This is a genomic window from Pseudoalteromonas sp. (genome assembly GCF_018402495.1).
In the GTDB taxonomy this organism is placed as follows: domain Bacteria; phylum Pseudomonadota; class Gammaproteobacteria; order Enterobacterales; family Alteromonadaceae; genus Pseudoalteromonas.
The window spans coordinates 313,502-327,931 of record NZ_JAGYIU010000003.1; the positions used below are offsets into that span (position 1 = coordinate 313,502).

Annotated in this window: 13 protein-coding genes; 7 read left to right on the forward strand and 6 right to left on the reverse strand. The window is 38.1% G+C overall.

Annotation, left to right across the window (positions count from 1 at the left end; genetic code table 11):
* Positions 1-3: 3 nt before the first annotated feature.
* Together tsaB and KG708_RS11255 are read left to right on the forward strand one after the other, a co-directional pair.
* The gene (tsaB, locus tag KG708_RS11250; protein WP_213609827.1) at positions 4-705 is read left to right on the forward strand and encodes a tRNA (adenosine(37)-N6)-threonylcarbamoyltransferase complex dimerization subunit type 1 TsaB; all 702 of its coding nucleotides are present in this window, start codon (positions 4-6) and stop codon (positions 703-705) included.
* Positions 706-778: 73 nt separating this feature from the next.
* Positions 779-1,108, forward strand: coding sequence for a hypothetical protein (locus KG708_RS11255; RefSeq protein WP_213609829.1), 330 nt, complete (start codon positions 779-781; stop codon positions 1,106-1,108).
* Positions 1,109-1,219: 111 nt separating this feature from the next.
* On the opposite strand, the gene KG708_RS11260 is transcribed toward KG708_RS11255, so the two are convergent.
* A complete protein-coding gene (locus KG708_RS11260) occupies positions 1,220-2,509 on the reverse strand; it encodes an alkaline phosphatase (RefSeq protein WP_213609831.1) in 1,290 nt (429 codons plus the stop codon).
* 186 nt (positions 2,510-2,695) lie between these two features.
* Between KG708_RS11260 and KG708_RS11265 the strand changes: the two genes are divergently transcribed.
* The 3 genes from KG708_RS11265 (at position 2,696) to rnd (ending at position 6,496) form a co-directional block, all read left to right on the forward strand.
* On the forward strand, positions 2,696-3,547 hold the full coding sequence (locus KG708_RS11265) for an alpha/beta hydrolase (RefSeq protein WP_213609833.1): 852 nt from the start codon (positions 2,696-2,698) through the stop codon (positions 3,545-3,547).
* Positions 3,548-3,662: 115 nt separating this feature from the next.
* Positions 3,663-5,315, forward strand: coding sequence for a long-chain-fatty-acid--CoA ligase FadD (fadD, locus tag KG708_RS11270; RefSeq protein ID WP_213609835.1), 1,653 nt, complete (start codon positions 3,663-3,665; stop codon positions 5,313-5,315).
* A gap of 50 nt (positions 5,316-5,365) precedes the next feature.
* Positions 5,366-6,496, forward strand: a complete 1,131-nt coding sequence (gene rnd, locus KG708_RS11275) for a ribonuclease D (protein ID WP_213609837.1) — start codon at positions 5,366-5,368, stop codon at positions 6,494-6,496.
* Between the two features lie 54 nt (positions 6,497-6,550).
* Here rnd and minE read toward each other — a convergent pair whose 3' ends face one another.
* Genes minE through minC form a run of 3 tightly spaced genes read right to left on the reverse strand, consistent with a single transcriptional unit; the run spans position 6,551 to position 8,338 of the window.
* Positions 6,551-6,817: a cell division topological specificity factor MinE gene (gene minE, locus KG708_RS11280; RefSeq protein ID WP_213609839.1), complete on the reverse strand. Its 267-nt coding sequence runs from the start codon at positions 6,815-6,817 to the stop codon at positions 6,551-6,553.
* A gap of 1 nt (position 6,818) precedes the next feature.
* A complete protein-coding gene (gene minD / locus KG708_RS11285) occupies positions 6,819-7,628 on the reverse strand; it encodes a septum site-determining protein MinD (protein ID WP_213609841.1) in 810 nt (269 codons plus the stop codon).
* A 5-nt stretch (positions 7,629-7,633) separates the two neighbouring features.
* Positions 7,634-8,338, reverse strand: coding sequence for a septum site-determining protein MinC (gene minC, locus KG708_RS11290; protein ID WP_213609843.1), 705 nt, complete (start codon positions 8,336-8,338; stop codon positions 7,634-7,636).
* Between the two features lie 155 nt (positions 8,339-8,493).
* Here minC and KG708_RS11295 point away from each other — a divergent pair, with 155 nt between their 5' ends.
* Entirely contained in the window at positions 8,494-8,775 is a 282-nt protein-coding gene (locus tag KG708_RS11295) for a YcgL domain-containing protein (RefSeq protein ID WP_213609845.1), read from the forward strand.
* Positions 8,768-9,784, forward strand: coding sequence for a lytic murein transglycosylase (locus KG708_RS11300; protein WP_213609847.1), 1,017 nt, complete (start codon positions 8,768-8,770; stop codon positions 9,782-9,784). Before KG708_RS11295 ends, KG708_RS11300 begins: the two co-directional genes overlap by 8 nt.
* A 30-nt stretch (positions 9,785-9,814) precedes the next feature.
* On the opposite strand, the gene KG708_RS11305 is transcribed toward KG708_RS11300, so the two are convergent.
* Both KG708_RS11305 and KG708_RS11310 read right to left on the reverse strand, forming a co-directional pair.
* Entirely contained in the window at positions 9,815-12,520 is a 2,706-nt protein-coding gene (locus tag KG708_RS11305) for an HAD-IC family P-type ATPase (RefSeq protein ID WP_213609849.1), read from the reverse strand.
* Positions 12,521-13,303: 783 nt separating this feature from the next.
* The gene (locus KG708_RS11310) at positions 13,304-14,320 is read right to left on the reverse strand and encodes a hypothetical protein (RefSeq protein ID WP_213609851.1); all 1,017 of its coding nucleotides are present in this window, start codon (positions 14,318-14,320) and stop codon (positions 13,304-13,306) included.
* Between the last annotated feature and the right edge of the window lie 110 nt (positions 14,321-14,430).

Consider the following 14,430-nt stretch of genomic DNA (forward strand, 5'->3'; position numbering starts at 1 on the left):
TACATGATCAAAACTAACATTCTCGCGCTAGATGCCTCTACAGAAGCTTTATCAGTGGTTTTACATTATCAGGGAAAAACATTTCATCATTTTGAAGAGTGTCCGCAGCAGCATAGCCAAAAAATCCTGCCACTGATTGATGAACTACTCAATAAAGCACAGTGTAAATTAAAAGATTTAGATGTTATTGGCTTTGGTCAAGGTCCTGGCAGCTTTACAGGGGTACGTATTAGTGTAGCGATTGCACAAGGCTTGGCGTATTCAACAAATTTACCTTTAGTAGGTGTTTCTACCTTAGCCGTTATGGCGCAACAAGCGTTTGAACAATTTGGTGATAAGGTAGTGTATTCAAGTATTGACGCCCGTATGGGGGAAATATACTTTGCCCAATATCAAGTGAGTAGTAACTTGATGACACTGCAAGGTGAAGAACGTGTATTTAAACCTGAGCTATTAGATTCTTCATTAATAGAAATAAATAAAGCGGCAACAGGCGTTGGAACAGGGTTTAAAAGCTACCCTGATGCATTAGCTGCATTTAATAATGTTACAGTACACCCAGAAATAACACTGCCCGATGCGCAATATATGCTGGCCTTAGTCGATGCGCAGTACCTTGCAGGCAATGGCGTAAAAGCTAGCGATGCACAGCCAAAATATGTGCGAGACACGGTAACATGGAAAAAATTACCTGGTCGTGAATAATACCAATCCAGTTGTTTGCAAATTAGGCGATTTTAAATCATAATTTAGTTACGTTTTTGGTTGGAGAAGCGCAATGTCGCTACCTATTAGCTCTGGTTTTTTTACAGGTGATATTCCTGCTAAGGTGCGTTCTAGTTCGGTCGTTTCGGCTCAGCCTGATCGAGTATTAGAGCAAGCTAAAACACAAAAAACCAATACCGATTATGTTAAGAGTAGCCCTGAGGGACTTGAACTTGCAAAAGAGTTTGCAAAAGCAAATAGCAAAGAGACTCAATACAGCCAAACTATTTACGATCAACCTAGTGCGCAAGTCAGTAAGGCGATTTCTACTTACACTGAGTTTGCTAATTTAGAACGTAGAGCTGAGGTTCAAAGTTTAATTGGTGTTGATATATACGCTTAGCTAATACCAATCCTCAAAATAGATCACTTAAATAAGCGAATTGGTAAAAATGAAAATCAGCAAATAAAAAGCCCGAATAATTATTCGGGCTTTTTATTTTTCTGATTTTTATTATTGCTCTAAATAACTAATCAGCTTTTTAGCGATATCAGTGTTATTTTGTGAACCAATAAACTCTTTGCTGTTTTTACCATAAGCAAATACTTGCACATCTGACGCGGTATGTCCGCTAGTAGTCCAACCAGTAAAACTTAAGTCATTAATAATACTTTTAACTGCTAAGTTCAGAGCTTTTTCACCCATGGCTTTTGCTTGCTTGAGTTTAATTTCGTTCTCAGTTGAAAACTCAATATTGGTGTTAGCCTGCCAGACGCTTTTAAGGTTATTTGACTTCATCAATAAGTTGGTTAATGTACCCGCTGTGGCCTTAATACCTTTGATAACGTCCGTATTCCATTTGTATTGGCCATGAGCACCAATAGTGAGACCTCCTGTAGAGTGATCGGCTGTCACAACTAAAATTGTGTCTGGGTTATTATCTACATACGCTTTTGCTGTTTCGATTGATTTTGCAAAGTCATCCATTTCTGCCATTGCGCACGCAATATCATTTGCATGGCCACACCAGTCTATTTGGCTGCCTTCAATCATCACAAAAAAACCTTTATCATTTTGCCCATCAAGCAAATCAAACGCTTTAGAGGTTAGCTGCTTTAATCTCGTTGGGTTTTCATCTAGCGCAAAAGGTAATCCTTTAGGCGCGTATAAACCAATGGCAGGGATTTGTGTGATTTGACCTAGATTTTTAATATCGTCGCCGTATTGATAACCTGCTTTTTTAAATTCGTCGACTAAGTTTCTGTCATCACGAATAAAATATTGCGTACCACCGCCTAACATTAAATCGACCGGTAATTTACCCGCAATTTTGTTGTCAATGTAGTCATTAGCAATGTCATCATAATTTCTTCTTGATTCATTATGCGCGGCAAAGCTTGCTGGAGTTGCATGGTTTATTTGTGAAGTAGCTACTAACGCTGTTGTCTTGCCTTGCTCTTTTGCAATTTCAAGCATAGTTTTAACGGGCTTTTTATCTGCATCTACAGCAATAGCGCCATTATAACTTTTATGGCCGCTGCTTAGAGCGGTTGCACTTGCAGCACTGTCAGTTACATAAGTATGATCGTCAGGATAAGTGTGCGCCATACCTTTTAACATAGTATCAAATACGGTGGTTTCTATTTCTTTTGTAGCAGGGTCATCTTTATAGTATCGATAAGCGGTTGTGAAAGCGGGACCCATGCCATCACCAATCATAAAAATAACATTTTTAGGCGCTGATTGAGCAAATGCTCCTGTTGTTGTACATAAAAGCGCTAATAAGCCGAACTGTTTTTTCATTGTGTGTACCCTTTAAGTGTACTTATTTTAATAGCGACTATTATTGTATACTGATAGCGAGATAAATAAATGAATATGTTTATGAAATTTAAAAATTAAAGTGTGTTCGTTTAGCTCAGTTGTATTATTTGTGTATTATCTCTTGTATGTTATGGCCACAACAAACTAAAAGAGTAGAGGTTTGCTTTGCAACCATTTTCTGTAAAAGCAAATGGCCTAGATATACACGGCATAAAATGTGGTGAAGGTAAAGACGTTGTCATTGCTTTACATGGCTGGTTAGACAATTGTGCTAGCTTTGTACCTATGCTTAGTGATGCGAACCCTTCGCAAACATGGTACTGCATTGATTTTGCAGGCCATGGTTTATCGTCTTGGCGTAGTTCGCAAGCTCATTACTACTTTATTGATTATGTGGATGATGTGTATGCATTAATCACAGCGCTTAAATTAAAAAAAGTACACTTGGTTGGGCACTCAATGGGCGCTATGGTTGCGGGATTATTTGCAAGTTGCTTTAGTGAGTACGTCAAGTCTGTTTCTTTTATTGAGGGGATAGGTTGCGTTACTACTAATAGCAATGAAGTCACTGCACAGCTAAGAAATGCGATACTCAATCGAGCAAGACTTACGAATAAAAATCCACGGATATATTCATCCAAACAACAAATATACCAAGCGCGCGCAAAAACAACGGATTTAAATGATGCACACATTGCTTTGTTAATGGACAGAAACATAATACCAAGCCACGGTGGTTTTGAGTTAACCACAGACCCTAAGCTTAAAAATCATTCAGGTTTTCGCTTTGATGAAGCGCAATGTATTGGTGCAATAAAAGAATTAATTGCACCATGCCAATTAATATTAGGTGATAAAGGTTATGCATTTGTAAAACAAAACTTAGATAAGTATAGTAAATATTACAATCACTTGAGTATTATAGAAGTACCAGGCGGACATCATTGCCATATGCAAAGTAGTGGGCTATGTTTTAAGCACATTCACGCATTTATGCTGCAATATAGTGCATGTTAATTGTATATTACCGATAAATGTGGGATTATCTCTGGATTAGAGTATTTGCTCAATTGTGAAAGTGCCTTACTTAGATTAAGGTTAATAAAAATATAATTATAAACAGGGGCTAAGAGTGGAAAAAATCTGGCTTAAGCGCTACCCAGAAGGTATGCCTGAAACAATCGATCCTGAGCATTACAACTCGTTACTCGAAGTGTTTGAAAAAAGTTTTAATGATTACAAAGATTTACCTGCATTTACTAATATGGGTAAAACACTGTCATATAACGAAATTGATGCGGCAACAAAGCGTGTTGCCGCCTATATTCAAAACGATTTAGGGTTAAAAAAGGGCGATAAAGTCGCCGTTATGATGCCGAATCTGTTACAAACCCCCATTGCTATTTTAGGTATTTTACGCGCTGGTTGTGTTGTGGTTAATGTTAATCCACTTTATACCGTTCGTGAGTTAGAGCATCAATTAAAAGACTCTGAAACCTCAGCAATATTTATACTTGCTAACTTTGCCGATACACTTGAAAAAGCCTTGCCAAACACTGACGTTAAACACATAGTGCTTACTCAGGTGGGTGACATGATGGGTGGTCTTAAAAAGCATTTAGTAAACTTTGTGGTTAAGCATTTCAAAAAAATGGTGCCTAGCTTCACTTTACCAAATACCATTAATTTTTGTGATTTATTCAAAGCAGATCCAAATAGTTATAAGCGTCCAGAGGTAAATTTAAGTGATTTAGCCTTTTTACAGTACACTGGCGGAACAACCGGTGTATCGAAAGGGGCTATGTTGAGCCATGGCAATATGGTTGGCAACCTTGAACAAGTATCAGGCTGCTTAGACAAAGTGCTCGATCGTGGCAGTGAAGTGGTGATCACCGCATTACCGCTATACCATATATTTGCACTGACGGCTAACTGCCTAGCCTTTATGAAATATGGTGGTTTAAATGTTTTAATTACTAACCCGCGTGATATGCCCGGGTTTGTAAAAGAGCTTAGTCAGCATAAGTTCACCGCCATTACGGGTGTTAATACGTTATTTAATGGTTTACTAAACACCCCTGGTTTTTCTGAGCTTGATTTTAGTCACCTTAAAATGTCATTAGGTGGTGGTATGGCGGTACAACGTCCGGTTGCAGAAAAATGGCAAAAAGTTACAAACAGTAAGTTAATGGAAGGCTATGGTTTAACAGAATGTTCGCCATTAGTTACTATTAGCCCCTATGATTTAGAAGCTTATAATGGCTCTATTGGTTTACCTGCGCCAAGTACAGATATTAAATTAATGCTTGATAACGGTGAAGAAGCGGCTAAAGGTGAGCCAGGTGAATTGTGGGTTAAAGGTCCGCAAGTTATGTTAGGTTACTATAACCGCCCAGATGCTACTGCAGAATGTTTAAAAGATGGCTGGTTTGCAACGGGTGATATAGCCACTTATGATGACGAAGGCTTTTTCTACATTGTTGACCGTAAAAAAGACATGATTATTGTTTCAGGTTTTAATGTATTTCCAAATGAAATTGAAGAAGTGGTTGCTATGCACGACGGCGTGCTTGAAGTTGCAGCGATTGGTGTGCCACATGAAGTAAGTGGTGAACAAGTTAAAGTTTTTGTTGTGAAAAAAGACCCATCTTTAACTGAAAAAGATATAATAAAACATTGTCGTGATAATTTAACTAATTATAAGGTTCCTAAACTCGTTGAGTTTAAGGATGAATTACCCAAAACGAACGTGGGTAAAATTCTCAGAAGAGCCTTAAAAGATTAGCAACTATAAAAAAGCCGACACAAGTCGGCTTTTTTATTGCAGGAGACTCAGTGCACTACCAATTGATCCAAACCCAAAATCAGCTTAATACGTTTGTAGAGCAAATAAAAAATAAACCCATTCTGGCTATTGATACCGAGTTTATGCGCCGCCGTACTTTGTATCCTGAAGTTGCACTTATTCAAGTTTATGATGGCGAACACTTAGCACTTATTGATCCGCTTGCAGAGCTTTCTTTGTTTGATTTTTGGCAAATATTAAAAGATCCGAAAGTGTTAAAAGTTCTCCATTCACCTTCAGAAGATATTGAAGTTTTTCAAAAGTACGCAGGATTTGTTCCTTATCCATTGTTTGATACTCAATTTGCATTACAGGTTTTAGGCGAGGGCAACTGCATGGGCTTTGCACTAATGGTTAAAACGTTACTGAATATCGAGATTGATAAAAGTGAATCACGTACTAACTGGTTACAACGTCCTCTGACCCAAAAACAACTTGAATACGCTGCAGCTGATACATTTCACTTGCTGCCATGCTTTGAGTTGATCATAGATAGCATTAAAGCCGCTGATTTATTTGATATTGTGATCAATGAAAGTGAATTAGTTGCCAATAAGCGTGCTTTTCAAACACCTGATGAGCTACTTTATAAAGAGATCAAAAACGCATGGCAGCTCAAGCCGCATGAATTAGCGGTACTCAAAGAGTTAGCAGTGTGGCGAAGAAATAAAGCGATTCGTAAAAATTTAGCGCTTAATTTTGTTCTTAAAGAGCATAACATGACTGAAATAGCTAAACGTGGCCCTTCAAGTTTAAATGCATTGAGACAAATTCCCGGTGTAGAGCCCATTGAAGTTAATCGTTCAGGGGTCGAGATTTTAAAGTGTGTCGAGCAGGCCAAAGCCATTCCACCTGAGCAGCACCCGCAAGTATTAAAGCGATTAATTGATTTTCCTACTTATAAAAAAGCTGCGAAAGAAATCAAACAAAAAATTACTAAAGTCGCAAAAGAGCACAACATACCGGAAGATGTAATGGCCTCTAAAAAGCAAATAAATCAGCTAATTAGTTGGAATTGGAAGCTAACCGATGCACAAAAAGCTAACCACATAAAGCCAGATTTACTCAGTTCATGGCGCTATGACTATATTAAAGATGCGCTTAAAGAGTGGGATAATTAGACACTCTGTGTTTTACACCTAAATAAAAAGGGCGCTTAAATAGCGCCCTATTTATTATGGTTTTTTTTCTTCGTCAGGTAATGTGACATTGAGCTCGAGTACGGCTAAATCGTCTTCGTTTTGATCAAACTGAACTTGAACTGCATCGGCACCGACATTTACGTACTTACGGATCACATCCAAAATATCTTGCTTTAATTGCGGCAAGTAATCAGGTGTACCTCGCTGAGAACGCTCGTGCGCGACTATGATCTGCAATCGCTCTTTTGCTAATGACGCACTGTTTTTCTTTTCTGAGCGGAAGTAGTCAAGTAAAGACACATTAACCTCCAAATATCCGTTTGAATAAACCTTTTTTCTCCACATCTAAAAATCTAAATTCAACCGTTTCGCCTAATAAACGACTGATCGCATCAGCATAAGCTTGGCCTGCGTCTGATTCGCCATCAAGGATAACGGGTTGTCCAGAGTTTGATGCACTTAGTACTGCTTGAGATTCAGGAATGACACCTAGTAAGTCAATAGCTAAAATGTCCTGGATATCTTCAACAGATAGCATTTCACCTTTTGATACACGATCTGGATTATAGCGTGTTATTAGCAAATGCTCCTTAATGTTTTCTAAACCTTCTTCGGCACGTTTAGATTTACTGTGTAAAATTCCCAGGATTCTATCAGAGTCGCGTACTGAAGATACTTCAGGATTGGTCGTTACAATGGCTTCATCAGCAAAGTACATGGCCATCATAGCGCCAGCTTCAATACCAGCAGGCGAGTCACACACAATGTAGTCAAAATCTTCTTTTAACTCGTTTAAAACACGCTCTACACCATCGCGAGTAAGCGCGTCTTTATCGCGAGTTTGTGACGCCGGAAGAATAAATAGCTTTTCTACTCGTTTATCTTTTATAAGTGCTTGGTTAAGGTTGGCCTCACCATTGATCACATTAACAAAGTCATATACTACGCGACGTTCACAACCCATAATCAGGTCTAAATTACGTAAGCCGATGTCAAAATCGATGATAACCGTTTTATAGCCTTTTAGTGCTAAGCCTGTACCAATTGCTGCGCTTGATGTTGTTTTACCAACACCCCCTTTACCCGAGGTAACGACAATTATTTTTGCCATGAGATTTATCCTTTAACCAAAGCTGAAATTTCTAAAGATTCATTTTTTTGTTGTATTTGAACTGCGTTACCCCAGTGCTCACCTTGCAGTGAATCACTGATCCAGTAATTACCGTTGATTGAAACGAGTTCTGCTTCTAATTTATTACAAAATATATATGCGTTATCGAGCCCTTTCGCACCGGCAATTGCGCGACCACGGAGCGTGCCGTAAATATGTACATTACCATCAGCAATTACTTCTGCGCCATGGCTTACTGCGCCTAACACCACCAAGTCGCGATCTTTGGCATAAACTTGCTGCCCTGAGCGCACCGCACCATTAATGATTTGTGCGGGTAAATACACGGCTTTTTCAATAACAGAGGTGTTTGACTCAACTCTGGCAGGTTCGCTCTTAACGTCTTGTGAGTAGTTTAAAACAGATAACCCCGCTGCTTTTGCTTGTTTATGCTGTTCATCTGAACCATTACACACACCCACAGCATTAAAGCTCATGCGTTCTATGAGTGACTTTAAATGAACAAAATCGAGCGCATTATTTTTTACTTCAATTAAATTAACAACAATGGGGGCACCCTCAAAAAACTTTGGGGCTTGGGCTATTTTTACATACAGTTGTTCAGCTAAAAGGTTAATATCAGTACTGTAAAGATGTAAGACTGATAATGTAAACAGGTTGCCTTTTAGCTCAAAAATTTGGTCCGACATAGATGCTCTACTGGATTCTCTGGTTAGCATGTATTTTTGTATAAACCTAGGCTGAACAAGGCTTTTATTACAGTTTCCACACTAATTTTTATAACTTATTATTACTACCATGTTATAGTGTGTAGCACTGTTAAGCAAGATTTTATAGGGCCATAATGCTAACTGCGGTATATAAAAGTAAGAAAAAAGCAGATACTTTCTTATTTATCGAAAAAAGAGACGATTTTAGTAAAGTTCCGGAACCTTTAATGGCCATGTTTGGTCAACCACAGTACGTGATGATCATTAATTTAGCTAAGCGGACTCAATTAGGCGTAGCGGATTTAGACACTTTAAAACAGTCGCTTAGCGACCAAGGCTATTATTTACAACTACCGCCACCAGAGGAAAACTTGCTAAGTCAATTAAGAAAACAAAATGGAGCAGATAGTGATTAAAAAATTAGCGGCTGTATTATGCGGTATGTGTTTAAGCTCATCGGTGATGGCAAAAACCCAAGCTGAGTTTCAACAATATCTTACTAATTTAAAACAAGAAGCAATAGCTAAAGGCTACGACACTCAGTTAATTGAGCAAGCATTTGCAACTGCGTCTTACAAAGAAAAAGTGATTTCAGCCGACAAAAACCAGCCAGAAGTAAAAGAAACACTGGAAACGTATTTACCAAAACGCGTACCGCAATGGAAAATTGACCGTGCCCGTAAATTATATAAAGAAAACCAAGAAGTCTTAGAAAAAGTAGCAAAAGATTATGGTGTTCAAGCACGTTTTATTGTGGCTATTTGGGGATTAGAAAGTAACTTTGGTGCTATTCAGGGCGGCCATAACGTTATTTCATCACTGGTAACCTTAGCGTTTGATGGACGCCGTGAAGCGCTATATAAACGCCAACTGTGGGCGGCTCTGGACATTCTAGAATCTGGTCATATCTCGCTTGATAAATTTAAAGGCTCTTGGGCAGGGGCTATGGGGCAAACCCAATTTATGCCAACTTCATTTAATGCCTATGCCGTCGATTACAACAATGACGGCCGCAAAGATATTTGGACGACCAAAGAGGATGCGTTTGCTTCAATTGCTAATTACTTAAAACAAGAGGGCTGGAATGACAATTTAACTTGGGGTCGACAAGTTAAACTCCCTGCCGATTTTGATAAGCAGTACATTTTACAGCGCGGTACTAAAACACGTAAGCAATGGCTTGAATACTGGAATAAATCAGAGCGCTCTTTAGCTGACTGGCAAGCTTTAGGTGTTCGTCGTGCTGATGGCAGTGATTTACCCGATGTAGCCATTAAAGCTGCGTTGGTTATGCCTGACGATATGAATGGTCGAATGTATTTAGCCTATGACAACTACAAAGTATTTATGCATTGGAACCGCTCTTACTATTTTGCAACGAGTGTGGGTTATTTGTCTGATCGTATTGCTTATCCTAAGCCTTAAATAACAATAAAGCCGCAATAGCGGCTTTTTTTATGATTTACTTTTTCGCTGATAAACTTTTAGTAACTCGATAGCCATAAAGCTTGGTAAAAAACAGGCAAAAATGTAAGGCCACCACTGTGCTGGAAATGCGGCAGTTCTAAATAATGCATTTGCCTCAGGTATCACTGTTGGCAGTAAACGGATTATTATACTTATGGCTATACCCGCTAATAACCACGGGTTACTCAACGGATTGAAACTAAATGCGGAGCGCTCTAATGACCGCGCAGATACCACATAGCCAATATGGGCTAACAAAATTCCCCAAAAGGCAGCCGTTTGTGCTTGTGTTAATAACATAGCATCAACAAGTTGACCATCAACAACCGCAGGGGCTCCAAAGTAGTAATAAACTGCAAATCCAGGTAAAGAAATAGCAAGTCCCAATACGATGAGTCGCTGCATAAAGCGTGTGTTTATTATTCCCTCATTGGCTGATCTTGGTTTAGCATTGAGTAATCCTTGTTCTTTGCGTTCCATCATAAGCGGCATAGTTAGCAGTACTGAATCTAATAAGTTAATCCATAATATTTGTACGGGTTCAAGTACAAAGCGTATACCAAATACTGGTATGTGTGTTGCTAAAATAACTGCGCCTATAATTAGCATTGCTTGTGCTGCATTGGTTGGTAGCGTGTACAAAATAGCTTTTTGCAAATTATTCCAACTGTGTCTGCCTTCTTCGACAGCGGCAACAATGGTGGCAAAATTATCATCTTGTAAAATCATATCGGCCGCTTCTCTGGCTACCTCTGTCCCACTTTTACCCATAGCTATACCAATGTCTGCTGCTTTAAGTGCAGGCGCATCATTTACGCCATCACCAGTCATAGCCACAACATGGTTATTAGCTTGTAATGCGTGTGCTATTGCTTTTTTATGTTCAGGGGCAACGCGAGCAAACACCGAAACCTCTTCAACAAGGCGTTTTAGTTGCTCTTCATTAAGCGTATTTAATTGCGCTCCAGTAATGGCTTTGCTTGCATCAATTCCTAAACGCTTAGCAACGGCAATTGCTGTTTCTGGATGATCGCCGGTGATCATAATAGTGCGTATTCCTGCATTTTTACATTTTTCAATTGCATCAATGGCAGCACTGCGTGGTGGGTCAATCATTCCTTGTAACCCAACAAACGTCATTTGTGTTAAGTCGTTATGCTCAAGGCTAGCTTGATCACTTGGGACATCTTTTATAGCAAAAGCTAAGGAGCGTAAAGCATTACTTGAGAGTGTCGCGACGTGTTTTTTAACGCTGTTTTGACAAAATTTAGTTGGTTGGTTATTGGCATCAATGGCTTGGTTGCACATTGATAAAATTACTTCAGGAGCACCTTTTACTAAAATTTTACGTCCTTCGTTGGTATCCACTAAAACAGCCATGTATTTGGTGCTTGAGTCAAAGGGGAGTTCTTGTAGCCGTTTTTCATCCTGCTTTTTGATTCCTGCTTTAAAACCTGCCTGAATAATTGCCACCTCAGTAGGCTCACCAGTGGTATTACCGTTAAGAATATGTGCATTGTTACAAAAATAACCGGTTTTAAGCAGAGTAAGTAGTGCTGGGTGTTGCTCTACATTTACAGGATGATTATTTAAGCTGAATTCACCCTGTAAGGGATCTGCCTGTGTATGGACTTTAAAGAGCTGCTCAGCGGCATAAATATCAGTCACTGTCATACGGTTTTCGGTTAATGTACCTGTTTTATCAGAACATATTACGGTTGTTGCGCCTAAGGTTTCAGCGGCAGGTAAATGACGAACTAACGCATTACGTTTAGCCATTAACACCCCAGATAGCGCTAATATTGAAGTAACTAACGCGGGCAACATTTCAGGAATTGAAGCAACTACAAGTGATACCGCACCAAGAAAACCATAACTAATGCTAAAGCCTAAATAAAGTGTATAAAAAAAGTTAAGTGTACCTATAATTAACACCGCTATAATTAAGCTTTTTACAAACGCACTTAACTTTTGCTGTAATGGAGTACGTTTGATGCTGGCGGTCTTAACTAGATTTGCGATGTGGCCAAATACTGTATTGTTACCTGTAGCAACCACTACAGCGGTAGCCGTACCCTGCGTGACAAACGTCCCCGAAAACCCAGTATTGCGTTGATCACCTGGCACTAAATTTTTTCCACTGATTGCATCAGTTATTTTTTCTACGGGTATAGATTCACCCGTTAATGACGATTCATCAACAAATAGATTACTAACGCGGATAAATCTAACATCAGCAGGAATTTTATCGCCCGCTTGCAGTAAAATAATATCCCCTGGGACTAGCTCTCGAGCTGCTATACGATAATGCTCATTTGAACGAATAACCCTACAGTATTCGACTAACATGTTACGTAAAGCATCAAGTGCGCCTTCGGCTTTACCTTCTTGAGTAAAACCAAGTAGGGCATTTAGCAACACTACCGCGATTATCACTAAAGTATCAGCAAGCATGTTTTCACCTAGAAGGGTTAACACCGTGGTAATGCTTGCAGTAATGAGTAAAATAATCACCATGGGGTCATAAAACTGGGCTAACAACCTTCGCCAAGCTGGGGTTTTTCTAAAAACAATTTCGTTACTGCCTAGTTGTTGCAAGCGTTGTTTGGCTTGTTCAGATGTTAAACCTGCAGGTTGCGTTTGTAGGTTTTCTAGAACATCGGATACATTGTGCGAATGGTTAACTGATTGCATTAAAAAATCCTTTATATTTAAGTGGTTATAAGTTTAGATTAAATACACCACTTGACTCATATCAAACTCCAGCGCTTATATAAACCGCAGATGCGTTTTGTGTCTAATAGCATGATTAATATATTACACTAACACTAACACACTGTACCGACTAACCTACCGAGTTAATCTTACTGTGTTGTGTCAATTAGCCTAAAACTAATTATATAATTTGGATAAAATTAAACGGGTTATAGCTACCCTCAGTGCCTGCCATTGATAGCGCGTAAAATAGATGCTACTGATTTACACAAGCTGATGTAACTGCAGCATTTGTAACGGCAAACGACATAGGCGGGTGCATGTATTTAGTGAATGCAAATTACACGGTATTAAAGCATTAGGACTAGTCTTACAACTTTGCCACCAGCGTAGGCTATTGAGCGTTTGTTGCTGTAGAGAGTGTATTTTGTAAGCTGGTTATAAAAAATATCAATGCTAATACCAATTTTATTAAAAACATGATCATTCTAGCGTATTAAATAATCCGCTACCTGCTTTAATAATTATTTACACAGAACAACTACGTATCATAATTTTCGCCTTGGTATCGACTTATTTCTATGTCGCTATAATAGATCACTAATTTAATGTAATTGTTATAAAAGATCGTTAAGTGAATTATTCACCAAGAGACCACCAGGCGCTGCCCTTTAGAGAAAGCAGATAGAGCCATTTAATAAGTTACAAGTAATTCTATTTTATGATTTATGATTTATGATAAAGAGTATTTTTTTACAGGTTTTATTTTAATGAAATTAATATTTCAATAGCTTCTTCTAGTGTAGAGCCTACTGTACATTTGTTAAATTCTAAATACTTTGGCGTTACTCTTCTGATTGCATCTTTCAGGCTGTTTTCTGTCAGAAAAATATCAAAGTACGGTAGTGCAGCTGTAGCATGGTGGATATCAAAATAGTGATTTATCTTGATTTTTGAGTTCTGTTCAATTAGCCAAGTTGTTAATAAAGTCGAATAAGTGTTTAGTGTCGGCAAAACATTACCTAGCTTATTTTTATATTTTAAGTTATTCAAGGCAATAAGTGCTGTTTCAATATCTTTTTTTTTATAGGAAGATCCAAAAGCCTCAGTGAAAGCATTTACCACTAAGCCCCTTTCAAGTCCTGAATAAAACTCAAATGATTGATTTTTTAGTGTGTTTTTAAATCTATCACTTCTTTTTGCATTCAGCACACCAGTTGGATCTGGAAAGTTACCATTGTCTTCACTTTTTTCTAGAATAATATTAAGAAAGATTCGGTCTACTGACTCAAATTCAAAAACAACTCGCTGAACTTCTTCGTCAAAGGGGTCATTGTTCTTAGTTCGTATTACAAACTTTCCAAAGCTATATGGTATAGATGTCCAAACATGTTGGTTATTTACTTTTGAATTAAAATTTAGTTTTTTATCTGCTACATCTTTTATAAATGAAATTACTTCTTCAAAGATACGTTCTTTATAAGTTCTAATTGAAATATTCTCTGAGAGTTGAAGAATTAGGTTAAAACTTTCTTCTAAGGTTCTTCTATCTCTTTGTTTTACAAATTCATTTAATACATATTGAGAAATTGGAAATATAACTTTCTTAGATTTATTAAGCTCCATGATGATTTTATATATTTTGAGCTTTTTTGGACATGTATTTTTCCCTAGTTGAACATCCCTTAGTATCAACCAATATTTCGTATCAAGATAAACTTTAATTTTACCTTTTATTTTAAAATGTCTACTTATGCACTTTTCCCGATATGAATTCATATTATTTATCAAAGATTAATCTTACAATTATTTAATTAGTCTATATCTTAATATTGTTAGAACCTAGAACCTAGAACCTAGAACCTAGAACCTAGAACCTAGAACCTAGA